General features: G+C 42.6%; 19 protein-coding genes. 8 read left to right on the top strand and 11 right to left on the bottom strand.

What is annotated here, in order from left to right; all coding sequences use genetic code 11:
* Positions 1-89: 89 nt before the first annotated feature.
* Positions 90-1700 carry a VRR-NUC domain-containing protein gene (locus B7360_RS13520; RefSeq protein ID WP_085343739.1) on the bottom strand — a complete coding sequence of 537 codons (1611 nt, stop codon included), beginning with the start codon at positions 1698-1700 and terminating at the stop codon, positions 90-92.
* A gap of 67 nt (positions 1701-1767) precedes the next feature.
* Positions 1768-3000: an OFA family MFS transporter gene (locus B7360_RS13515; protein ID WP_031780690.1), complete on the bottom strand. Its 1233-nt coding sequence runs from the start codon at positions 2998-3000 to the stop codon at positions 1768-1770.
* Positions 3001-3577: 577 nt separating this feature from the next.
* Here B7360_RS13515 and B7360_RS13510 point away from each other — a divergent pair.
* Positions 3578-3934 (top strand): hypothetical protein, encoded by a 357-nt coding sequence (locus B7360_RS13510; RefSeq protein WP_005398137.1) that lies wholly within the window; start codon positions 3578-3580, stop codon positions 3932-3934.
* Between the two features lie 68 nt (positions 3935-4002).
* On the opposite strand, the gene B7360_RS13505 is transcribed toward B7360_RS13510, so the two are convergent.
* The 4 genes from B7360_RS13505 to B7360_RS13490 all read right to left on the bottom strand — a co-directional run bounded on the left by B7360_RS13505 (position 4003) and on the right by B7360_RS13490 (position 9556).
* Positions 4003-5892 carry a M48 family metallopeptidase gene (locus B7360_RS13505; RefSeq protein ID WP_085343738.1) on the bottom strand — a complete coding sequence of 630 codons (1890 nt, stop codon included), beginning with the start codon at positions 5890-5892 and terminating at the stop codon, positions 4003-4005.
* On the bottom strand, positions 5892-6482 hold the full coding sequence (locus B7360_RS13500) for a LemA family protein (RefSeq protein ID WP_005398201.1): 591 nt from the start codon (positions 6480-6482) through the stop codon (positions 5892-5894). The genes B7360_RS13505 and B7360_RS13500 overlap by 1 nt, the downstream gene beginning before the upstream one ends.
* A 226-nt stretch (positions 6483-6708) precedes the next feature.
* A complete protein-coding gene (gene dcuC, locus B7360_RS13495) occupies positions 6709-8076 on the bottom strand; it encodes an anaerobic C4-dicarboxylate transporter DcuC (RefSeq protein WP_005398199.1) in 1368 nt (455 codons plus the stop codon).
* A 355-nt stretch (positions 8077-8431) separates the two neighbouring features.
* Entirely contained in the window at positions 8432-9556 is a 1125-nt protein-coding gene (locus B7360_RS13490) for a fatty acid desaturase (protein ID WP_085343737.1), read from the bottom strand.
* Positions 9557-9828: 272 nt separating this feature from the next.
* On the opposite strand from B7360_RS13490, the gene B7360_RS13485 reads away from it, so the two are divergent.
* A complete protein-coding gene (locus B7360_RS13485; RefSeq protein ID WP_005398196.1) occupies positions 9829-10377 on the top strand; it encodes a GNAT family N-acetyltransferase in 549 nt (182 codons plus the stop codon).
* A gap of 86 nt (positions 10378-10463) precedes the next feature.
* On the opposite strand, the gene B7360_RS13480 is transcribed toward B7360_RS13485, so the two are convergent.
* Entirely contained in the window at positions 10464-11081 is a 618-nt protein-coding gene (locus tag B7360_RS13480) for an HAD family phosphatase (protein WP_085343736.1), read from the bottom strand.
* A 367-nt stretch (positions 11082-11448) separates the two neighbouring features.
* Here B7360_RS13480 and B7360_RS13475 point away from each other — a divergent pair, with 367 nt between their 5' ends.
* Positions 11449-13494: a response regulator gene (locus B7360_RS13475; protein ID WP_085343735.1), complete on the top strand. Its 2046-nt coding sequence runs from the start codon at positions 11449-11451 to the stop codon at positions 13492-13494.
* Positions 13495-13598: 104 nt separating this feature from the next.
* On the opposite strand, the gene cqsA is transcribed toward B7360_RS13475, so the two are convergent.
* Together cqsA and ylqF are read right to left on the bottom strand one after the other, a co-directional pair.
* Complete coding sequence (gene cqsA / locus B7360_RS13470) at positions 13599-14780, bottom strand: alpha-hydroxyketone-type quorum-sensing autoinducer synthase (protein WP_085343734.1); 1182 nt, start codon at positions 14778-14780, stop codon at positions 13599-13601.
* Between the two features lie 340 nt (positions 14781-15120).
* Positions 15121-16065: a ribosome biogenesis GTPase YlqF gene (ylqF, locus tag B7360_RS13465; RefSeq protein WP_005376521.1), complete on the bottom strand. Its 945-nt coding sequence runs from the start codon at positions 16063-16065 to the stop codon at positions 15121-15123.
* A gap of 678 nt (positions 16066-16743) precedes the next feature.
* On the opposite strand from ylqF, the gene B7360_RS13460 reads away from it, so the two are divergent.
* The 3 genes from B7360_RS13460 to B7360_RS13450 all read left to right on the top strand — a co-directional run bounded on the left by B7360_RS13460 (position 16744) and on the right by B7360_RS13450 (position 20444).
* The gene (locus B7360_RS13460; RefSeq protein WP_085343733.1) at positions 16744-17898 is read left to right on the top strand and encodes an EAL domain-containing protein; all 1155 of its coding nucleotides are present in this window, start codon (positions 16744-16746) and stop codon (positions 17896-17898) included.
* 160 nt (positions 17899-18058) lie between these two features.
* Positions 18059-19420, top strand: a complete 1362-nt coding sequence (locus B7360_RS13455; protein ID WP_085343732.1) for a GGDEF domain-containing protein — start codon at positions 18059-18061, stop codon at positions 19418-19420.
* A gap of 136 nt (positions 19421-19556) precedes the next feature.
* Positions 19557-20444, top strand: coding sequence for a LysR family transcriptional regulator (locus tag B7360_RS13450; protein WP_085343731.1), 888 nt, complete (start codon positions 19557-19559; stop codon positions 20442-20444).
* Here B7360_RS13450 and B7360_RS13445 read toward each other — a convergent pair.
* Positions 20441-21049 carry a response regulator transcription factor gene (locus B7360_RS13445; RefSeq protein ID WP_005395257.1) on the bottom strand — a complete coding sequence of 203 codons (609 nt, stop codon included), beginning with the start codon at positions 21047-21049 and terminating at the stop codon, positions 20441-20443. The genes B7360_RS13450 and B7360_RS13445 overlap by 4 nt on opposite strands.
* Positions 21050-21527: 478 nt before the next feature.
* On the opposite strand from B7360_RS13445, the gene B7360_RS13440 reads away from it, so the two are divergent.
* On the top strand, positions 21528-22508 hold the full coding sequence (locus tag B7360_RS13440; RefSeq protein WP_025998672.1) for a chemotaxis protein: 981 nt from the start codon (positions 21528-21530) through the stop codon (positions 22506-22508).
* Between the two features lie 51 nt (positions 22509-22559).
* Here B7360_RS13440 and B7360_RS13435 read toward each other — a convergent pair whose 3' ends face one another.
* Entirely contained in the window at positions 22560-23087 is a 528-nt protein-coding gene (locus B7360_RS13435; protein WP_085343730.1) for a prepilin-type N-terminal cleavage/methylation domain-containing protein, read from the bottom strand.
* Positions 23088-23533: 446 nt separating this feature from the next.
* On the opposite strand from B7360_RS13435, the gene B7360_RS13430 reads away from it, so the two are divergent.
* Positions 23534-24256 carry a sulfite exporter TauE/SafE family protein gene (locus B7360_RS13430; protein ID WP_085343729.1) on the top strand — a complete coding sequence of 241 codons (723 nt, stop codon included), beginning with the start codon at positions 23534-23536 and terminating at the stop codon, positions 24254-24256.
* Positions 24257-24310: the final 54 nt, after the last annotated feature.

Here is a 24310-nt window from a genome sequence, read left to right as displayed (position 1 = left end):
TCTTTCACGCTTAGTCATAATGTCACCTGTTTTAGTATCGAGATGATCATACATCACCTCTTAATCAGGTGGCCAAATTCACTATGCCACTACACTGCGACGTAACACACCGCAAACGGGACAGTAAGGCGAATAAACTCTTTGATCCAACGCCATTGGTTATCCTGGAGTTTATCGCCAGGACCTTTCACTTCAATCCACTCGAACTCATTTTCTTTAAAAGCAATGAGATCCGGCATCCCATTACGGTAAAGCTTAAGGTCGCTCAATTGTATTTTGAACAGCGCCATCAGCATATTGGTTGGGATAGTGTTGAGCGCTGTTTCGAGTAGCTCTTTACTTATTAAATTCCAATGTACAAATGGATTACTAATGCCAAACTTCTCATCGTATTTTGTCAATAACGTCTGGGTGTTGCCCGCTTCTAGCTCGGCAAAAGCGGTGTCTATCAAAGCTTGGCGCTTGGTAACAAAATCTGAGTGATATAAATCTAAAGGACGGTGTTGATAAGCGTTAATGAATGCCCCTTCAATAGGAGCAAAAATCGCATCCCAGAATGTAAGCCCCAGTAGCGAGTTGAGCAACGCATTTTCAGCGTAAAACACATTCCAGCCTAAGGACTCAAAATACGCTTTACTGGCAAGCTCGACTCGTTGTTGAGATAAATCCAGTTCAATATGGTATTCGGAGCAGAGTGGCTTCGCTACTCTTGGTACTTTCGCGCCTTGTTTTCGCTTCAACCGTTGCTCAAGTTTTTGTGCGACTTCGAGCTCAGACACATCAATTGGCGACTGTAGCATCTCTATGACAATGTCACTAAATAAATCATCTTGGTTTAGTTTGTCATAGATACGTGCGCGTCGTTCTCGGCTCGGAGCAAGTTGAGTTTGGCCAAATAGTGATAGGGCGGTCTCTAGCTCATCAATCCGTTCGTAATCACGTGCTATGTCATTCAACATGTGTTCACGTTTACGATCTACGTAATGGTGATTAACGGGCTGAGGCATTGCCTCAATTAATAAGTCGAGATTGGCTTTGTCTTTTCGATCAAATTGCCAGTACAGGTTGCTCAGTTGGCTCAGTTCAATTAAGCGGTCTATTTGCTCACGTGAATCAAAGAAACGGCGCACTTTACTCAATTGGTATTGCTCGAACTGATGTAGACCTAAGTCATCAAGCACAAACTGACTTAAGTCTTGATGGGTGTTGGCGAAAAACAGAGTGAGTAATACGTCGATCATGTGAGCTGAATTGAGTTTGATGATCGTAAACTCAAGCTGCTCAAAACGATTAAATTCCGTGTTGCTTAAACGCTCCACAAGGGCATATTTCTTTAATGACTTCGGTAGCTCTGGGTAAAGTGCAGAGATCTCCGGTTTCGTCAGTAAGTTAGACGCTAACTCTTGATGAGAGAGTGTGGGGGAAAGGGCCACAAACTCATGTTGACTCAATTCTGCCAGTGCTTCATTGATAGAAGGTATTTCTTGATAACTCAGCTTATCACTTCGAAACCAACACCCTTTTCGGCTGTATAAACGCACCAACAGGCATTGGGCGTGTTTGCTCAAGGAATCAAACGAGCAAAGCCAAGCGTGTTCATCCTCGGCCAGTAAATCGCTGTACCAGGTTACTGCGTGGTGAGTCAGCTTAAAGAAGTTTTCTAGATAGTAGTCTGGTGCAAGTTCGATAGGGCTTTCCATAAACGACCGATAACAAAAAAGGCTTAACCCATAGGTTAAGCCTTTTCGCTATCAAATCAATTCGCAATTATGCGTTTTTTAGCTGCGCTACTTTCGCTTCAGACAGTGGCTTAGTGATGAACGCAAGTACGATACATACTGCCATCATTGCTGAAGAAATAGTGTAAGCCAAGGTGTAGCCTTCGCCGTTCGTCATAGAGAAGCCAACAACTGCTGCGCCGATTGCACCACCGATACCCCATGCAGTGTAAAGCACACCGTAGTTAGTACCGTAGTTTTTCAAACCGTAGAACTCGGCCGTTAGAGTAGGGAATACCGCTAGAAGTGTACCGTAACCTACCGCTGCGATCGCAGTACCAATGATCAGAGTGAACTCAGAGTCGAACGTTGCGAACAACACCATGTTTACGCCTTGTAAGACGAACGCAAGTAGAAGCGTACGAACACCGCCGATTTTATCTGCAAGCATACCCGCAGCAACACGGCCGCCTGAGTTAAATACAGCAAGAATAGACGCTAGGTAAACCGCGTTTGGTAAGTTTGCTTGAACGCTTGCGATTGTCGTGATGTTGCCGATGATCATTAGACCAACAGAAGCTGCGAATGCGTACATGATCCATAGAGAGTAGAACTGTGGCGTCTTCAGCATTGCTTTCCAAGTTAGATCATCTGACTTTTTAACCGCTTTAGGTGCTTGACCTTCTTTTACTTTCGGTTCTGCAGGCGTGTAGTCTGCTGGTGGGTTATTGATGGTTGCTGCAAGAGGAACTGCAATTGCCAGGATACCAACACCAAGAACCATAAAGCTCGTTTGAATGCCCATGCTGTCGATCAATGATGATGTTACTGGTGCTAGGTAGATAGCCGCTAGACCGAAACCAGCCGCAATAATGCCGTTAACCATGCCTTTCTTCGAAGCGTGGAACCATTTCATTGCAGAAGGTGATAGGCATGCGTAGCCAAAACCGATACCTGCACCTGTGATCACACCGAAGGTAATGTTCAGCATGAGTGGAGTGTCAACAAAGCCAGATGCGATCATGCCTAGACCTGTAAGAACAGTACCTAGGATAAGAATCATACGCGGACCCATGCGGTCTTGAAGAATACCTGCAACAAGAAGACAGATAGAGAAAGTGATGGTTGCAGTTGCGTAAGGTGCAGAAGCTTCTGCAGCACTCCAGCCTGATTCAGTTACCAGTGCCTTGTTGAATACACTCCAAGCATACAGGATGCCAAGACAAAGGTTGATACAGAACCCTGCTAACAGGATGCGCATAGCTTTATCAATCTTGCTCATTTTCATTCTCAGTTTTTCCTCTTGTTGGCAATGCTGCAAAGAGGGTTGGTTTAAAGATGTTTTTTCTCAAAATTAGTTTGCGTTTTTCAACGATTAACGCAATGAGCGCGGATTATAACCAATAAATATGTGATTGGAATCTCTTTTTACCGTTACTGATAAAATAATTTGAAACATTAAAAGCGGATGTGAATTCATGGTTTTGTATGTGGTTTTAGTGTTATCAAAAAGTGATGATTTTTGTTATTGGGAATGAGGAACTAGTCAAAATAGAGAATTCAGTGTGCAGTTGGGTGCACAGCTCACATTTCATATAAAAAATTTCAAAATGTTACCGTGTTAACTCCCTGTAACAAAAATGACTGAAATATCGTCTTGTCGCCGTAAGTATTGGATGTAAAGGGTTTCTTAAATTTAAATTGTTAACCTTTTGTAATAACTAGGGCTGATTAGGTTTTTTGTGCATTAAGTGAACAAAAAAGTCACTTGTAATTGCAGATTATAGGAGCAGAATATAGCGAAAAATGAGATTTCATTTATGAAGGGATGCTTTTTTAGACTTGTTGTGAGGTGACTTATGAAACTGTTCCTATTACTCATGGCTTCGGTATCTGCTGGTGTCGCATCTGCAGACCACATCCATTCATTTATGTTGGGTCTATCTATTGCTTCTCTAGCGGTAGGGAGCTGTTATTTCTTTGCATTCCGTAGCTCGCGCTTTCCGCAGCTTGCCTTATTCTTACTAATTTGCGGCATGCTTTCTAAGTTGACGATAACGGTTGTTGGTGTGATGTGGGGAATGTCGGCTGAATTAATTACATCTCCAATCGTATTCGCACTTTCGTATTTATTCTTCTCTCTCGCCGTGACCTACTTATGGTTTAGTTATCGAGAGAGTATCACTAAGATCCCTGATCGATTTAAGTCAGCGTAAATCGTCAAATAAGAAAACATAATGAAAAAACGCCAGCACTTTTGCTGGCGTTTTTGTTTAAAGCTAAGTCAGTTAGCTTGTTGTGTTTGGCTCGGTAGGGTTTGTCCTGTATTGACTGATACTGTTAGTGGCGGCTCTGGAACTTCTAAGAAACAGGCGATTACCCTATAGAGTTCTCCTTCCGCAACGGTAACCTTTCCATCCGATTCAATCGCTAATCGACACGCTTTTACGAACAAGCGACGACTTTTCGGTTTGAGTTGCAGTAGGAGCTCTAAAGCAGCGCGATTTAGGCCCCAGTTCTTATTTGCGGGTTGTAACTCTGCATCATTAAAGCCCAAACAGGTTAGGGCGCTGCTAAATGCACGTTGAGCGTCTTCCGGTTGAGAGTGACTAACCCAAGCCAATTCGCGCAGTAGCCAAAACACACTCTCTTTTAATTGCTTTAAAGATTGGAACTGTTTTGTACATCCATACGATTCGAGTAGTTGCTTCTCCAATAAGTTGATGACACACCATTCTGCGAGTGAGTAGTGGTCATCAGTTTGAGAGAGTTCGCGTAGCATCTGGCACAGTCTGTTTTTCTGACCCTCACTTAGCGATTTCAAGGCAGGAATGGAGAGTTCGAGTAATGGAAAGCGTAGATGAAGAGGCAAATCATAATCCAGCCATGGTAATAATTGTGCTTGAGACACCTTTGGGATATGACTTTTTATCATCTCTCGCTGGAGTTCACTGCCATCAAATATCAAGGCAAAAGCAATAAAGCGCGCACTGTATGGTTCACGAGCGATGTCGATAAGTTCGGAAGGAAGTTGGTTAAGTAGTTGTTGACCTACTTCGCTGAGTTCTGCGGTGGTTGGTTTCTCAGGTTGTGTCGATGTCCCTGATGTGAATCCACTAAGGTTATCATTCTCAAAGCTTGTCGTTGGACGATGCGAACTTTGAGAAAAACTTCCATCCCAACCAGGTTCAATTCGGCGAATCCGTTCTTCTAGTGGAGGGTGAGTAGCAAATAGGCCAGAAAAGCCGGAGAGTTTGCTTTGACCAAACATCATATGGCTCATCTCATCGCTTGCTTTTGTATTCAATGAAGAACCCGCCATATGACTACCAATTTTCTTGAGTGCACCAGCAATGCCTTGATCGTTTCGAGTAAATTGAACGGCACTGGCATCAGCGAGAAATTCACGTTGACGAGAGATTGCAGCTTTGATCATCGAGCCAAACAAGGTGCCAATCCAGCCCAGAACCAAACAGATAATCGCAATCAGCATGATAACCGCAAAGCCTTTATCGGAATCGGAAGAACTTCTTGATACGCGACTCGTATGATGAGTGTTATCTAAGACCAAGTGTCCAAAATGTGCAATGCAAGTGATGCCAAACAGTACGCCGATAAGACGCGTATTCAAACGCATATCTCCGTTTAAGATATGGCTGAATTCATGAGCAATGACACCTTGTAGTTCATCTCGCGTGAAGCTATCCAGTGCGCCTTGTGTGACGCCGATGACGGCATCATCAATGCTCATGCCTGCTGCGAAAGCATTGATACCACGCTCTTCCTGCATCACATAGACGGGAGGAACCGGAATACCAGATGCAATTGCCATCTCTTCCACAACGTTGAGCAGTTGTCTATGTTTTGCATCTAAGGTGTTTGAGGAAATCAGCTTGCCACCTATGCTCTCAGCAACCCCTCGGCCTCCATTGGAGGTGAGGGCGGATAAGCGAACCATTGAACTTATCGCAACAACCAGCAATACACCGGCAAAGCACAACAAGACGTAGGTAAGTGCGGTTTCTTGATCAAAGTGTTCGCCTGTTACTCCGTAATAGATACCAATCGATAATACGCTTACCAAACCAGTGATGGTGACAACTGCTAAGGAAAACAGGAACACCAAAAGCCCAGTGCGTTGACGCGCGGTATCTTGATGGTCAAAGAAATTCATTAGAACTCAACCTTCGGGGCCGCTTGTATTTCAGCACTGTCAGAAAACTCTAACAGTTTGCCATCTTGGAATCCGAATGCGTTGGAAAACAACACTGGCGGGAACGTTTGTTTGTATGTGTTGTAGCTGGTTACCGCATCATTAAATGCTTGGCGAGCAAACGCAACTTTGTTCTCAGTGCTGGTTAATTCTTCTTGAAGCTGACTCATGGTTTCATTCGCTTTAAGCTCAGGGTAGGCTTCCACTACAACATTAAGTTTGCCCAACGCACTTTGCAGCATGCCTTCTGCTTGGTTTAGTTGGCTAATTGCCGCATCACTACCAGGCGCGTCACTGGCTGCTTTCAGGCCAGCAATTGCTTGATTACGAGCTTGGATGACACGTTCAAATGTTTCTTTTTCGTGTTCCATATAGCCTTTTGCAGTATTAACTAAGTTCGGAATCAAATCGTATCGACGTTTTAATTGAACTTCTATTTGAGCGAAGCTGTTTTTGAAACGGTTTTGTAGAGTAACGAGCTTGTTGTAGATACTGACGGCGTACACCACAATGAGCAGGACAATAACGATAAAGACAATAAATGCAGTCATAATAAATCCCATTTTCTTAATGTATTCAGTTCTTATATAAACTGTTGAGATATTAAGCAAATGCTTCTGAAGAAGCGATGTAATAACCGAGAAATATGTCACGAGTTGAGTAACAATTAAAATGCATTTACAAAGCAATACAGAAAGAATAATGGCACTGGAGAGATGAAAGAAATAGGCCCAGCTAGAAGCCGGGCCTTGTCGATAAGCAATATTGGCGATGCCGCTAGGCACTCATTGGAACAAGTACCATAGTACCAATAATAACTGTGATAAGACCTGCAAGAACCGGAACAGATGTTCGTTTTACAACCTCAAACGGGCTGATGTTCGCCATACCGGATGTCGCAACGATTACGCCAGACACTGGTGAGATAGTACGACCTAGGTTTGATGCTTGAAGCATCGGGATAATTAGGAACGCTGGGTTTAGTCCCATTTTCGCAGCCAAAGATGGTGCCAACTCTACAAATGCATAGAAAGGCGCGTTACCAGACCCCGTTGCAATTGCTGCTGCAACTGTCAATGCAGTAAGGATAAGCATTAAAGCAACACCGCCTGCACCTGCATTGTCTGCAAGGTGAAGTAGGTTATCGATAGCGCCGATAGACATTAGACCTTGCGCAAAAACCCCCGCTGCAACCAAAAGCATCACAACGCCTTTGAACGCGTCAGCCATGCCAGCGTAACAAGAATCTAAATCTTCCAGTGATTTCTTACCATCAAACTTATTTACAACGTAATGGATCAGAGCGCCAAGGAAAATCGAACCGACCACAATAGTATAAATGTCTAGGCTAAGTCCTGGAATGGTACGACCGTTGAATAGGAACACGCCGATGATAGGTAGAAATGGCAGTGCCGCATAAAACGCTGGTGCATCGGCTTTGATCTCTGATACGTCAATTTTTTCCATTGGCGTATTTTCTTTCTTATCTAAGTATTTGTTCCAGAAGAAAGCCGCGGCAGCCATCACGATGATTGCGCAAATAGAAACAGGCAACACTGTTTGTACCGCAAACACATCAAGCGCCAAGCCAGATTTTTCGGCGGCGATCACCACATCACCAGAGGTTGGAGAAAGAATGATTGCCGCAGGAGAGGCACAAACTGCAACCGCTGCTGGACGAGAGATCCCCATCGCGACCATCATTGGGAATAATGTCGCCATTAATAGTACGCCAAGGCCGGTTGCAGAACTTACCGCAAGAGACATCAAACACGCCACAATGTAAGCCGCTACCAAAAGGACATAAGGAGACTTGATAACAGAAAGCGGTTTAGAGAACTGTTTCACTACAACGTTATTCGCGCCGATGTGAGTCATATAGGAAGCGAAGCCACATAGCAACATGATTTGCATACCAAGGCCGCCGCCGCGGTATTGTAGCATGTATTTCACGTATTCTAGCGCGTCTGTCACCATGTTACCGGTTGAGGTGATTTTTGAGGGCAGCACGTCATGCCCCAATACGCCAGTCATAAGAAGTAAAGCAATACCAGCCGTCAGTAACACGCCCGCTGCTTTATAGCCTTTGACGATAAAGTAACCCACAGCAATGGTGACAACTAAGCCAATTAAGAGCTCTAACATAGGGATCTCCGAATGTTATGAAAAAAAGAAAGAAACTGTTTCAGTTTATGACAAGGAATTTACAGAATTCTTAACTGTGGCACGAGACAAATATGGGGCTTGCATGATCTGAGACAAATAATAATTTAATAATTAATTTCGTTAGATTGTATTGTTGGAATTTGGTTTTCTAAGTGTTATGTGCTGGTTTGAAGCTGTTTGCAGGAAGGAAAATATGACCAGAAATTTGAATAAATAGTGAGGGAATTGATTCAAAATGAGAAAAAGAAACAACTCAGTGAGTTGGGAGAGGGTAATAATCCTTGCAACAAAAAAGCTTCGCCGAAGCGAAGCTAAATCGTAAGGATAGGTTAAGTTAAGCGTATCGGCGCACCATGAGGTTCCAACTGCGTTGTTGCCGCTCGAACTCCGCTTTGATTTGCTGATACTTTATCTTTGTCACAGAACACTCGTATTTTTTTACCACACTGGCTGTTTTTGCACCGAGCACTTCCTTGCGCATTTCATAATATTCCTGCATGTGATGAACTAGCTCATCAAACTCGTGTTGTAACTGATCGAGAATCGTCTGCGTATTCGGTTTTGCTCCCAGTTTTTCTTTTGCTTTCTTCAAGAGTTGAGTTGCGCGAGCTTTTTCTATTCTAAATGTTGGCGTTGTGCGTAATTTAGATGTCAGTCTTAGCCAAGAGCATGACTTAATCAACCACTTGGTCGGGTCGTAATGCCACCAATAGACACCATTACGATAGTCATTCTCGAAGATATGATGGAAATTGTGGTAGCCCTCACCAAATGTGAAAAAGGCTAACACGCCGTTGTCGCGAGCGGTGTTTTTGTCCGTGAAAGTCTGCTTTCCCCAAACATGCGCAAGTGAGTTAATGAAAAAGGTAGTGTGGTGGCTCATAAAGAGTCGAGCGGCACCAACTACTAATAACATACCCCAAATATCGCCGTATATAATTCCAAGAGCGACCGGAAAGCCAATATTGGTGAGTAGAGCAAGTGGAACATAGTACTTATGTTGCCACATGACGATTTTGTCACGTTTTAAATCGCGGCAGTTGGTGTATTCGTTTTCCTGCGATTTGTTGTAGTCGCGTAACATCCAACCAATATGAGAATACCAAAAGCCACGTTTCGCTGAGTAAGGATCTTTGTCGTTATTGTCGACATGCTTGTGGTGTACACGATGATCAGAAGACCAGTGTAATGCACTATTTTGCAAAGAAAATGCTCCTCCAATCGCAAAAATAGCACGTAAAATTGGATGAGCTTCGTATGTTTTGTGGCTCCAGAGTCGGTGATAGCCTGCTGTAATAGAAAGATTCGTAAAACTGAATGCTATCACTCCCCAAACTAGATGCTCCCAACCCAGTCCAAAATGATATGCATACCAAGGCATTACAATAAAAGTCAGAACAAAACTGGAAGAAAATATCAATGTATTCAACCAGATAATGGGTGGTTTGTTTTGAGTCACAGGTGTATTCCTAACTTTGAGCTAACAACTGTTCGCCAGAATATCAGCGTACACGCGTAAGTCAAATTAAAGTTAGACAAATGTGACTGTTCCTTTGGATGTACATTAAGGAACTTGATGGGATATTTTGCTTTTAATTGAATAATGAGTAGTATTAAAAAATGAGCTCTGGCTTAAGGTGTATAAAATCTGCCAAGAAACAAGTGTTATAAAGGTGGAATATGCCGAGACTCTATAAAGAAGTAAAAAATGTAAGAAAATAGGAATACGTAATGGATTTACGATTAGCGGAATATAAGGACTACGAGCGCATTGCGCATCTTCATGCGGATAGTTGGAAGCGTCATTACCGTGGCATTCTTAGTGATAACTATCTTGATAAAGAGGCGATTGACGACAAACTACTGATCTGGCAAACCCGTCTGACCAACCCACCATTCAACCAGCACATTGTCTTGGCGGAAGAGGGTGGTTTGTTGCTCGGCTTCGTTTGTGTGTTTGGCAACCATGACTTCGAGCGTGGAACCTTTATTGACGCACTGCATGTTGATGACAGCTACCGTGGTCGTGGTATTGGCAAGCAGCTATTACTTGCTGTCGCAGAATGGCAGCAACAGTACTTTAAAGACACTGGCCTTTATCTAGAAGTCGTATCGCAAAACATTTCTGCAATTGAATTCTACCGCCATATTGGAGGTCAAGAATGTCAAGAGCGAACTTGGCGTGCGCCAGGTGGTACAGAAGTATTGGAGAAGGTATTCCGTTGGAAGAATGCTCAGTCACTAGTCAGTGGGATAGAAGAAAACGTTATTTACTCCTAGTCTGACGTTTTAGCTTAGCAATAAGAGCAGCATCAACGCTGCTCTTTTTTGTGCCTGCCCTAAAGTTTTGTGTTTCAGTGGGCGACTCAAAAGCAAAGCCCCATGGCTTTTAGCTCTGACTCGCATTGCTGAGCATTTTCAAATTGAATGGCTTCCATGCCTACCGCTCGGGCCCCTTCGACGTTGTATGGCATATCATCAAGAAATACCGTTTCCTCAGCCTGAAGCTGATACGTTGAAAGTAGGGCTTGGTAGATCTCAGGTTGTGGCTTTAGTAACTGCACTTCAGAAGAGATGATTGCACCATCAAACAGCGGCCAGAACTCATAGGTAGCACGAAGATGCTCGACAATTTCGTTGACGTTGTCTGTGAGCGCATAAACGCGATATCCTGCACTTTTTACTCTTTTTAGCAGTTCGACACTGCCGTAAAGTAATATTTGTGTATGTTTGACGTAGTAAAAAAAGCGGTCCATTTCTTCCGCTGTCACTTTGTGCTCACGTTGATAGCAAAGTTTGGCTTCCTCTTCGGAAATGATTCCTTTGTTTAAGTCTTTCCAGATTTGTGATGAAAACAGCAACTGGGCCATTTTTTCCGCTTCTACTGAGTGACCAAATGTTAAGCGAACAATCTCTACCGGAGACCAGCGTACTAATACATTTCCCACATCAAAAATTACGTTTTTTATTTGTAAAGGTTCCATAACACACCCCAAGCCAATTGTTCATCACCGCGTTACATCCACAGTGAGCGCTGTCGTTAAATCTTTGGAAGTTCGAGCCAAAGGCGCTGTTTAAATGTCTCGAACGTATATGAGATTAACATCCCTTAGGATACAACGCGATTATCGCAAAATTACACTAAACTATATGCAACTTCATTTATTTGGTTGTAAATCAAGTGTCGCTATCTTAAAAGATTGAAATTAAAGACAAGCGTCGCGAAATATTTGCGCCATTTCGCGCTGCTTATAAGCGTTAAGTAATATATAATTACTTAATAATAAAACGATAAGAATGAATGCAAATCACATTATTGGGACGTCAGGCGGAGTAGGCAAAATAGATAATATGGACTCGATACGTAAGGTTTATCAATATGCAGAACCCAACCTGACTCTCGTTGGTTGGATGGGGTTTCTTGGCTTTCCGCTGTACTACTTTGTTTGGGATTTTGTTTTCCCACAGGCTTATGAAAACTTGCCGCTCAGACTGTTTTGTTCACTATTGTTCTTTGGCATCATTTTTAGAAATCGCCTGTCGTCAACGTGTCGAAAATATATCCATATTTACTACCAAGTGACGATAACGATCTGCTTACCGTTTTTCTTTTTCTATATGTTACTGATGAATGACTGGTCCAATGTTTGGGTCATGTCATTTATGTCCGCGATTTTCTTGCACATTCTATTGGTTCATGTCACAAGAGTTATGTTCGCTCAAACTTTTGCCGGAATAGGTTTAGCGACATTCTTTGCTTGGGTGGCGAAAGGGTTTCATCTCGATTTAACAATGGACTGGACGCATGTGCCAATCTTTCTCTTTATTTATGTATTTGGCAATTTATTCTACTTTCGGAACCAAGTAGAGCACGAAGCGAAAGTGTCGTTGGCCAAGTCATTCGGGGCCGGAATTGCGCATGAAATGCGTAACCCTTTAAGTGGCCTTTGCACGTCAATCGATGTTATCCAATCAGTCTTACCCAATAAAAAAGAAGCCGAGAAAGACCAATATCTGATGAGCGGAGAGGATGTCACCCTGCTGCGCGAAGTTAGTGAGGATGCGATGAACATCATCCAGTCGGGCAACGAGACGATAGATTTACTTCTGACATCGATAGACGAAAACCGTGTCTCGCGATCCAGTTTCCAAAAGCATTCTGCTCACTCAGTGGTTGAAAAAGCGATTGAAAGCTTTAGTTATAAGCGTGCGACGGATCGTTTTGCTATATCCCTAGATGCGAGAAGTGAGTTTGATTTTCTTGGTAGCGATACCTTACTTAAATACGTTATGTATAACCTTTTCAAGAACGCCTTCCATCACCGCACATCTGAAGATTTCCACATACATGTGTCCATGACGAGTACGGAGCACTCAAACCAAATAGTTGTAACCGATAATGGTGCTGGTATTGCTCCTGATGTCCTACGTAATATATTTCAGGACTTTTACACAACTGGTAAGTCAGGCAGCTATGGTTTGGGTTTACCATTTTGTAAAAAGGTGATGCGTTCTTTTGGAGGTAACATTGAATGCCAGTCTCAGCTAGGTGAGTGGTCTCAGTTCACGTTAACTTTCCCGCCGATCACATCTGATATCGTGACTGAAATTAAAAACGATTTGACCAAACTCAAAACCATCCTAACGGTGACTAATCAAGATATTCTTGTGTCGAAAGTGACGGACATTAGCCGTTTTATGGGTTTTGAATCAACGATCTTAGATGTTAATCAAGTGCTCAAAAAGAAAGAGTATGAGTTCGAATTCGACCTGATTTTTATCGATCTTGAGAGCTTGGATGCAAGAGCAAACCAATTAGATAGATTAGAATCTCTTCTGTCTTTCACGGAAGCTCGTATCGTTTATCTTTTTGAGCATCACCCGACACAGAGAGCATGCAAAGCGGCATATGAGCCTATTTGGGTCGAGACTCAAGCCTGGTTATTGAATACTAAGCCAACCATTGACCGTCTCTTGTATGATTCAAGCTATGTGTCGACACCAACGGCCTCAGTGGCTTTGGATACGTCAAATAAGCGGACAATTATGGTCGTGGATGATAACGAATCTTTGCGAAAATTTACCGCGATGTTACTCGAAAAGCAGGGCTTTGAAGTGATTCAGAAAGAAGACGGGCAGCAAGCACTGGATACATTAGAGCAAGAGAACGTTGACCTCATTCTTATGGATATCGAGATGCCCATCATGGATGGTGTAGAAGCTTCAAGGCGAATTCGAAGCTCGGATAAAAACTATGCGTCGGTACCTATTATTGCGCATACTGGGGATAGCTCACCTGTTACGCTGGACAAAATAGGTTCTTCTGGCATGTCTGACTTTATCGTGAAACCAGCGGATAAAAATCGCTTATTCGACAAAATCGCAAACTGGATTTAATCACTCGAAACTGTGTTATCTTGAGACGAGTTGCTCATAACGACGAATACGAATAAAGAGCTCAGCAAAACTGCTGAGCTCTTTATTTTTACCTACACTCTAGCTTATACAAACTCTAGATCGGGATGAACAAACGCTTCTTGGCAGGCGGAAAGAACGTGATCGACTTCGGCGGCAGTCATGTCCGCATTGACAGAAAAACGAATGATGTTCTTGTTTCTTCCTGTTGCAGGGCGACAGAAAACTGCACCAAAGACATTCCTTTCTTCTAGAAAGTCGCGAACTCGCTCAGTGTTTCTTTCGTTGCCACATTCTAGCGCGATAATTTGCGACTCACTGCGAATAGTAAACCCAATACGTTTTAAACCAACGGCTAGAGACTTCGCTCTTTTAAACAAAATCTCCCGCTTGTCATCGGCTTTTTTTATGACGTCCAGTGTTTTTTCTAACCGAATAATTTCTTGCGGTAACACGGTGGAGCTGAAAATGGCAGGATACGCGACAAATGGAAGCGTCTTCGCCAGCTTTTCTGCACCTAAAATTGCGCCAGCACGATAAGCAAATGTCTTTGCAAGACTTACGGTTACAAAATCCACCATATGAGTCAAATCCAGCTCTTGCAGTAGCCCAGCGCCTTGCGGACCGTGCGTACCTAACGAGTGCGATTCATCCACAACTAAGCCGCAGTCAAACTCTTGTGCTATTTCGTAGATATCACGTAGAGGAGCAATGGTTCCGATAGTGCTGTAAACCGAATCCACAACAATAATTCCCGAACCATGGCGTGAAACCTGTTTTCGTAAGTGGTTGGTGTTGTTATGCATGAACGGATGAATTTGTGCTCCTGCGATACGTGCACCTTCCCATAAAGACATATGCGCAAAGAAGTCGATATACACAGGTATGTTCGGTGCACAAATAGTCTGTAATAAACCGACATTCGCAGCCCATCCCGATTGAGAAAGCAGACAGCTAGGCATGCCGACAAAACTGGCTAGTTGAGTTTCAAATGCAGGTTTCGACTCATCATCTTGCAAGAAAATCGCGGACATCACGACGTTGTCATCGTGTTGAGAAATCGCATCACGATGCGCGTTTTGAATCTCCTTGTTATGAGACAGTGCAAGGTAATCATTGCTTTGCATAACAATGGCATTACACGTTGGACGTTTACCAAGAACAAGGTGTTTCTTGTTCTCGTTCGGTTCAATTAGATCTTGAATATGAAAATCTAGGCGTTCCTCAATAAAGGAAGGAAGTGGTTTGCTTTGTATAGTTTCACTCATAATAAATCTCTTCTTCATATGGAAAAACGCCAGCGCTGACACTTATTCATATTGCGGATTTTGGGGAGAGTGTCACTAACCAGGTTGCATAAGTTTGCAGACCCTTGCAAACTCGACATTTGAGGGTTGGATGGTGGCTGTAACTCTATAGGGGCCCGGGGTCTAAACTAGTTTGTGCTTAAAGTTTATACGGCGATTTTGCGGTGTTTTTTTCGTGCTTCATGTCTGGATTTTGTATGAGGAATATAAAGTTTGAAAAGTGAAAAAATGGGTGCATTAGATAACAAAAAAGGCACGAAAATCGCGCCTTAAAATATGATTGGGAAAGGATAATATCAGTTTATCGCTTATTACGTAGATAGCGCTTGCGGCGCTCTTCTTTACGCTTCGCTTTTTCTTCTTCTTTACGAGCGGTCTCAATCTCGACTTCAATCAGCTCTTGAGTGATCATTTCTGGGCGCTCTAGTGTAATTTGGCCTAGTGTGCCTTGGCGAAGTTCGTGCAACAAAATCTCTGATACTTTGTGCAAGTCCACACGTCCACCTGCGCGTAGTGCACCACGGCGGCGACCAATCTCTTCCATGATCTCGATATCTGATTCAGGAAGCTCTTCGATTTGGTAACGCTCTTTAAGCTTGTCTGCATAGTGAGCTGCTAGATACTCAATGGTGTAAAACGCAACCTCGTCATATTCCATCGCAGTATCTTTTACAGCGCCAGTAGCAGCTAAACGGAAGCCACTGTGTGGGTTTTCCACTTTTGGCCACAGAATCCCTGGTGTATCGGATAAAACGATGCCATTTTGCAGGTTGATGCGCTGTTGACGACGTGTTACCGCTGGCTGGTTACCTGTCACCGCGATCGTTCGACCAGCTAGAGTATTGATGATTGTCGATTTCCCAACGTTTGGGATCCCCATGATCATGGTACGAATGTTTTTACCGATCTCTTCACGGTGTGGGGCAAGTTTACGGCAAAGCTCCATGATTCGATGCACTTCTTGCGGTTCTGACGTCGTGATCGCCATTGCTTTTACGTGTTGCTCTTGCTCCAAGTGCTCAATCCATAATTGAGTTAACTCAGGATCGGCCAAATCACGCTTGTTCAAGACTTTAACGACCGGCTTGTCACCACGGATTTGAGAAATCAAAGGGTTTTCACTACTGAAAGGAATACGAGCATCCAGTACTTCGATGATCACATCCACTTGTGGGATTGCTTCTTCGATCTCTTTACGTGCTTTGTGCATGTGGCCAGGAAACCACTGGATTGAGTTATTAACCATTTGAATTTAATACCTTAATTTTCTTACTGCTCCAACGGGCGTACGAGTAGTAATTTGAGCTTCGAGCAGCATAGTTTTAGACAGAGTGTGTTAAAACCGTACTTACTTTTGTGGCTCTGTACCGCAAAGTTGAGCGTTTCTTTTGTGTTAATGAGCTAGTTTATCACGGAATGAAGGCGAAGCATTCAAGATGGAGACAAAAAGCCACGGTTTACAAACGAGCAAGCAAACATTTGTTGAGCATGCTCTCCAATGGACTTACAACAAGTATTCACTTTGGTGAGATATTGAGCGCAAATATTGTGTAGTCAAAGGCGGATTGTTTTGTCGGTTTTTTCTGACTTATTCTAATTTTTTATCTTTATATCAGTAATTTATATTTCATTTCGCTATTAGTCGAAATTTGACTTTTAGCCGACACAAATTAATCTGACTGCCCAGTCCGAGTAAGGCTTTATACTCAGTGCGATAAGTCGTATTACAGCCTTGTCCGTTGCAACATTTTTGCCAGTAGTTTCTTTTTTAACTCATTGATAGTGAGAGTTATTGAGAACTGACAAGCGGACGGAGTTTTACATTGAGGCTGAGTAATGCTGGTCGATTTTGATCAGCGAGTGGCAGGATTAATTTAACCAATCGAGCAGGAGATCGAAAATATAGATTATTGGATAGAGATAAATGAATACACAGCTTAATGTGATGGTGATTGATGGTCATCCTCTACAAACCAAGATACTTACCCAAATATTGGGTCATAGTGGCGCTTCAGTCAGTACATTCAATTGTGTGGACACTGCTATTCAATGTGCACAAGAGAAATATTTTGATGTGATCTTTTGCGATCTCCAGATGCCGGGAAAAGGCGGTATCGACATCTTGGAAGTATTCGACCAAATTCAGTATCACGGGCAAGTCGTGCTAGTCAGTTTGTTGGAGCAGAGCATCATCTCGGCAGTACGAGAAATGTGCGAAGGGTTTAGTTTTGAGATATTAGGAGAACTGCCTAAGCCGTACGACGAAATGCAAGTGGTTAAACTCCTCAACCAAATAAAAGATGAAAGAACGCGAAAAACAGTGTTTGTTCAACCTATCGTATTGCAAGACCAAGAGTTTTTGTTTGCTTTGGGTGAGGGGCGAGTGAAGAATTATTACCAGCCTTTGGTAGATGCACACAGTGGTGAGCTTTTAGGTTATGAAGCGTTAGCGCGTTGGGTCCATCCCATTTATGGCGTGTTGTTACCAAACCACTTTCTTCCGATCGTGAAACGATGCCATTTGTCTTCTGAACTTTTTCAATCAGTGCTGATTAATACAATCTACGACATCAACAATAGGGGATTAACCCAAAAGGTCTCGATTAATGTCGACCACGAAAACTTGAACGACCCTGACTTTTCGCATCGTTTTATTCAACAATGTTCGGAGAGCGGTGTCGACCCGTCACAAATCACCATTGAGATTACAGAGCGGGAAGCTTTCCAAGCTAGCACGTCTATCTACAAAAACCTCATCAAACTCAGAATGAAAGGTGTCACGGTATCAATTGACGATTTTGGTACGGGCTCATCTACATTTGAAAAGTTGGCAAAGTTACCTTTTAACGAGATCAAACTTGACCGCGCTTTTGTCTACGGAGCGAGTGAAGACCTGAAAAAGAAAAGCATTGTCATCGCCATTTGTGCTTTAGCGAAAAGCCTCAATATTCGTATTGTCGCCGAAGGTGTCGAAGACGAAGTAACCTATAAAACCATGCGCGAATGTGGAATAGACATCTGCCAAGGCTTTTACATTGATAAGCCCATGCCGTTAGAGGTAATCACTATTTTGAAGTAAAGATATGAAAAAATTGAACTGTTTGATCTTTGATGATCAAATGCTTATCTATGTGGCTATCAGTGATAAAACCGTGAGTACCAAGAAACGTCGATTTCTAGACAAGTTTAATGTGAATAATGTTATTGAACTTGCAAAAGTAGTAGGAACATAAAGTGTTATGAATGTAAGAAGTTTTGTTTCTTCTTTTGCGGTTGCGATGTTGTTATTTATTGTATCGGTGACCATGATTGGTGTTGTTCTCATCTCTTATGAGGAGAAGCAATTTAATACGTACGCTAACAATTTAGCAAAAACAAAGCAGAAGGTCATTCTGCTAGGCTTGTTGACCGAAGCTCAATTGGCGCAGTATGAAAACTTCAGCATCGAACAAATAGAAGTACTGACTGACTTCAGTTTTCAAGATGCAATTTATGCTTTAAGGCCGTATAAAAACCTAGATTATGTAGAAACTGTTGCTCGTAAAGCCCTACACCAAGCAGAAGCTCATTTGTCCAATGTCTACGATAGAGAAGACGCCATATTGTACTTTCGTTCTTACACTAGTGACAAACTCATCTTAGAACGACCAATCCCAGCTCTAGAGGGATCTAAAGAGACGTTTGATATAGAATGGTGCAGAGTGAATTCCGCTTGTATTCTTGCCGCGTGGAAAGAGCAGCTCTCCGACCGAGTTCTTATCTCTAAGCCCTTCAAAACCACGTATTCAGATGAGATGGCATTAAGTATCATGAGTCCCGTCTACTATAGAGGGAAGCTTGTCGGCGAATTTTCGGAACAACTGTATTTATCATCGCTTTATAATGAAGGCAAAGCCGTTGACGTAGAGGTCAGTAACGGAAATAAGCAGATAATTATTTACTTTCCGAGCTACCCCTTAGCTCATTTTGCTTACACTCAATCCTATGTTGCCGACAATAATAATCTTGTTATTTACCAATATCCGTTTAGTAAAATAGTGGTGGACTACAGCTTTATTCTTGTCATCTATTCTGTCGTAGCGTTCGCCTATTATCGAAAAGCCAATGAATCTAAACAGAGCAAAATTCAATTAGAAAATGCTCTGAGTGATGTAACGCAAGATGACTTGACCGGATTATTAAATCGGCGAGTATTTAAAGAAGAGCGGTTTAAACATCGAATGGAGGTTGAACCATACTCTATCATTGCGATTGACGGAAATCGTATCAAGAAGATTAATGATCGTTACGGACACCATGTTGGCGATGAAGTCATTGTTATTATTGCAGACTCAATGAGAAAGGTTTTTCGGAACAGTGACTACTTAGTCAGGACTGGTGGTGATGAGTTTATTGTAATTTTGCCCGGATGCAGCATGAGCAAAGCTTCCATGTTAGCGAAAAAGCTCCGTGGCGTTGTTAAACACAATCGTTTAAATACATTAGATATAGAGATCAGCGTTAGTACTGGTGTTGCTGTGCGCGAAGAGGATGAAACGCTGCAAGAGGTGATCGTGAGAGCAGATGAAGAGTTATATGAAATGAAAAAACAGCGTGTTTGAGGACAACAATACATAACCATGACATAACTGTTTGATAAATTTGACCAAGCAGTACCCTTGGTCTTTTATATTAGTCGAGCAATGCATAATGCTCCTTTGATTGCTGATTATCATAAGACCCAACTGGTACTTTATCGTGAACAAAGACCTTGATCTAAACCTATTAAAAATACTGGTTCTATTAGAAAAGCATCGTCAGCTTAAACCCGTAGCGAAAGCCTTGGGCAAGAGTGAGGCGTCGATCAGTAAATATCTTGCTCGCTTACGCATCCAACTTGGTGATGAACTATTCATTCGTCACCCACATCATTTAGAACCCACCAACTTTCTGATGCGTCAGCTACCCAAAATTGCAGATGCATTAGATAACTTAGAAACATGCCTAGTTCGATCAGAATTCAAACCAGAAAAATACAGTAAGGATATAACGGTCTGTTTACCCCAAACGGCTCAGTACTCATTTGGACACTTGTTGGCGATGGATTTAATGACGCTGTTTCCTAAAGCTCATATTACTGTCGCAACCATCACGGAATATACGGTGGACGAAATCCTTTTAGGCAAAGTGGATGCCCAGCTTCATTACTTCAATGATGAATTGCCAAAATCTATCCATCAGAAATTTATTGGCTACGCGCCTGCTGTGGTTGTTGTTCCGGAAGAGCTTGGGATCACCACTCTTGAAGAGGCTGCCAAACTACCATTTATTATGCTTGAAATTATCGGTTGGAAAGAGAAAGAGCAGCTTGCAAAACGAGCAATGGAGAATCACGGTATGGTGATCAATCGAATTGCAGCGCTAGATAACGTGAGCAGTGTGCTAAAGCTGCTCAAACAAAAAAAGGCGGCGGCGGTTTTTCTGGAGTATCAGGCGCCAATCGAAGGATACCGTTTTATTCGTATTCCTGAATCTTATTACCCCAACGGCTGGCCAAAGGTTGTACTTCAGATGAAGCAAAGCCATCGTCACGACGCAATGCATCAGATATTAACCGATGCCATTGCAAAATATATGAAGAACTAACGATCGCATTGAATGTTTTCAGCGCTTGGGATCGTATGCAGTAATTCAATCAATGAATCTGCATGGTATTTTTTCAAAATACGAGTTTTGTAAGTGCTGATGGTTTTAGCGCTGAGCGATAGTTGTTCTGAAATACGTTTATTTGAATAGCCCTGAGCTAAGTAGTGGAACACCATGGCTTCGCGATTGGATAGCGTGACATCACCAGTAGAAGGAGCGTGAGTAGACTTAAACATAGAGTACCCACGTGAGACACTCACAATCGCGTCAGCAATCGCTTCTTTTGTCTCGTTTTTATTCAAGAAACCATGAGCTCCCATCTCGTAAGCCGCTTTAGAAAGGCTGGAATAGTCGCGTGAAGAAATGAAAAGTAATTTACCTTGATAGCCCGTTGCTAAAATATTCTTCGCCAAACGCATACCATCTCGATCACCAAGGACAACGTCTAGAATAATAAAATCAATTTTTGTATTTCGAACTAAGTCCATTACTTCTGCGCTGTCTTTCGACTGAATGACTTCGGCTGTGTTGATTACGCTCTCAACAAGAGAAGTTAGTGCTTCGCTGTAAAGTGGTTGGTCATCAATGATAAGAACATTATTCAAATGGAGCCTCACTACTATCCGAACTGTCATACCGCCCAACGCAATATGATTGTATTAAGAGGGATTGTAGGAAAAACCTTTCTGATGGAAAGGAAAATGACATTTTCTATAATTGAAATTCACTGAGCACAATTGAATAAGATACTGTCGAATACGCCAATACACGAGGGATTTCATATGTGTGGGTATAGTGATAGGCCAACGAAAAACATCAATATTAACCCTAAACTTTTCATCGAAATGGCCGCTAAAAGTGGGAAGGTAAGCTCGCACTAAGTTAACTCATGTTATCCTGTTCAAAAATGAGACATTTTTTCACAGTTTGATATGGAAATGTGCGTTGGCCGTCCTTTTGGTGGTTTACAAACTTTGTTGTAACGACTAAAAAGGATGCTTGGATTTTTAGCCTGAGAATGGCTTCTCATGGCGTTTGCATCAAACTTTTTCTGATGCGTATTTTGGTTGGATAATTGGCTTTATGAGTAACGTAACCAGCACCATTTTGACAGAAAGTGGTACCAATGAGCTTGAAATCATCGAGTTTCATTTAGAAAAAACATTGCCGGATGGCAGCACAAAAACTTGTTATTACGGCATCAACGTTGCGAAAGTACGAGAAGTGATTCGCGTACCAGAGACAACCGATTATCCAAACGCACAACCTCACATGATCGGGGTGTTTTCGTCCAGAGATGTATTGACGCCTTTAGTTGATTTAGCTGGTTGGTTAGGTGTACCAACACGCCAGGACCTAGAGCGTAAGTTTGTTATCGTTACTGATTTCAACAAAATGACCAATGGCTTTCTTATTGATAGTATTTCACGTATTCATCGTATCTCTTGGAATGATGTGGAATCACCAAGTCAGTTTTTGGAAGCGGGCGAACAAGATTGTGTAGTGGCAGTTGTCCGCAAAGAAGGCAACCTGATCATGATTCTCGACTTTGAAAAAATCATCGCGGATATTAACCCAGAGCTGAGTATGGAAAAATACGATGTGAAAGGGGATAAGTCGGTAGATCTAAACCAGAGAATGGTGGGTAAGCGTAATGCTAAAACGATCATGGTGGTGGATGACTCAGCATTTATTCGCTCTTTGATTCAAGATACATTAGCTTCTTCAGGTTACAATGTGATCACTTGTAAAGACGGTGGTGAGGCTCATGAGAAATTAATGAGCTTAATCGAGGTCGCGAAAGAAGAAAACTTGCCAGTTAAAGAGCTGTTAGATGCGGTGGTTACGGACGTAGAAATGCCTCGAATGGATGGTATGCACTTAGTGAAGAGACTACGCGATACTGAAGCGTTTCATGAAATGCCGATCATTATGTTCTCATCATTGATGAGTGAGGATAACCGAGCGAAAGCACTGTCTCTTGGCGCAAATGATACGATTACCAAGCCAGAGATTGGCCGTATGGTGAATATGATGGATAAATACGTATTTAACTTTGCGTAAACAAACCCGATAAGATTAAAAATAAGGCTGCCGATGGGCAGCCTTATTTTATTACGGGCATGGAAGAATTTTTAAGGTGTAACTTTCGTTTGGAGCCTGCGGTGGTCCATATAAAATCCCGCATTGTGTCAGGCTTGCTCTTTTTTCGTCGACTGCTGCAATGACCATTTCTCGTGTTGTTGAACCCGCTGGATGATGAAATGTTTTCCAATCTGAGCCTTCTTCGTTCAGCCCTTGCACAAGCAATTTCATCGACTCGCTATCAGAATCAGGATACCCATATAAGAAAACACAGCGTTTTGAACCACCAATATTACAACCGTCAAATGGTAAATCGGCCATTAAAGCACTGTCTACGAAGTTTGAAACGTAAGATTTGCTCTCCAACCCTGCAATCGCCATTTTCCCATAACCGACACCGAGCGCTGATGCAATCGCGCCCTTCATGCCTTCTAAACGCGCTTCACGCGCATCACTTTGAAGGTTTAAAAAGCGTGGTGCGGCAGTGACAGCAAGAATGCCGAGCACGACAATAACTACGACTAACTCTATTAGAGTAAATCCAGTTTGTTTTCTCATATTATTTTCACAGCAAGTTAAAGGTAGAAAAAGTAACACTGACCGTACACTTGTTGTTGTGTAAATAAGTACGGTAATGACAAAATGATCAATATTATAAAGCGATGAGTCATAAAGTGCTATACCGACGTAGTGGGAATCGGCTACGCCTACATAGAGCGGGAGGAGGGGGCAAAGATCTAATGCGGCCGTTTTTGAGCAGTCATTAATTCCGTGGAAGAAATGCTGCATGAACAGTCGAGCATGAATTCGCCTAGATATAAGCATACGCGTACATCGGCTGAATGAAAGACGAAAAGAAGTGATGGCAAACCGCACAAATGGATTGTCTTTTTGTTCACTTTGATGAATGCTACGCGAGATTCATATCACAACACACTCGACGCATTCATCGTGCGAATGTGCTTTGGTTTCGTGTTTGGCTTTCAAATATAAGAATAATCTAAATGGAATTCGATTCGATAAACTTGCTTGCGATAGGGCTAATATTTCTTGGCTCTTATGTACAAACCGCAATAGGCTTTGGCTTGGCAATTGTTGCCGCACCTTTACTGATTCTTTGGGCGCCGGAGTATGTGCCTGCACCAATCTGTTTAGTCGCGTTATTTATTTCGTTGATGAATGCGATGAAGCACCGAAGTAGTGTTGAAATCGGCGGTTTAAAAATGGCATTGATTGGGCGTGTGCCCGGATCGGTCGCTGGCGGCTTGCTACTGTTTTTTGTCTCGACTCAAGCTCTTACACTTTGGATTGGTTTTTTGGTGTTATTCGCGGTTGTGGTGAGTGTTTTACCGTTTCGGGTTGAACCCACACCAGCGCGTATGACATTAGCAGGATTCTTTTCTGGATTGTTTGGTACCAGTTCGGCGATTGGAGGCCCACCGATGGCGCTGTTGTTGCAACATCAAGAAGCGAATCAGTTACGTGGTAACCTATCGGCATTTTTTGTTTTCAGTTCCATCATTTCGCTCGTTGTTCAAATTCCCGCTGGTTTCTTCGCATTACACCATTTGGTGATTACTATTCCGCTATTACCTGCGGCAGCACTTGGGTATTGGCTCGCGATGAAAACCACCCAATCGTTACCAAAAGAAAAAATTCGGTTTGGAGCACTTATGTTGTGTTTTGTGAGTGGGTTTACAGCAGTAGTACAAGCGTTGAACCAGTAATGCCCTCAGCATCTTAAACTCACAGGGATATCGCGTTCCTTTTATTATGCATAG

Source organism: Vibrio sp. ArtGut-C1, assembly GCF_002105475.1.
Taxonomy (GTDB): Bacteria; Pseudomonadota; Gammaproteobacteria; order Enterobacterales; family Vibrionaceae; genus Vibrio; species Vibrio diabolicus.
The sequence above is the reverse complement of the archived record's forward strand: the minus strand, read 5'-3'. Positions and strand labels throughout refer to the sequence as shown.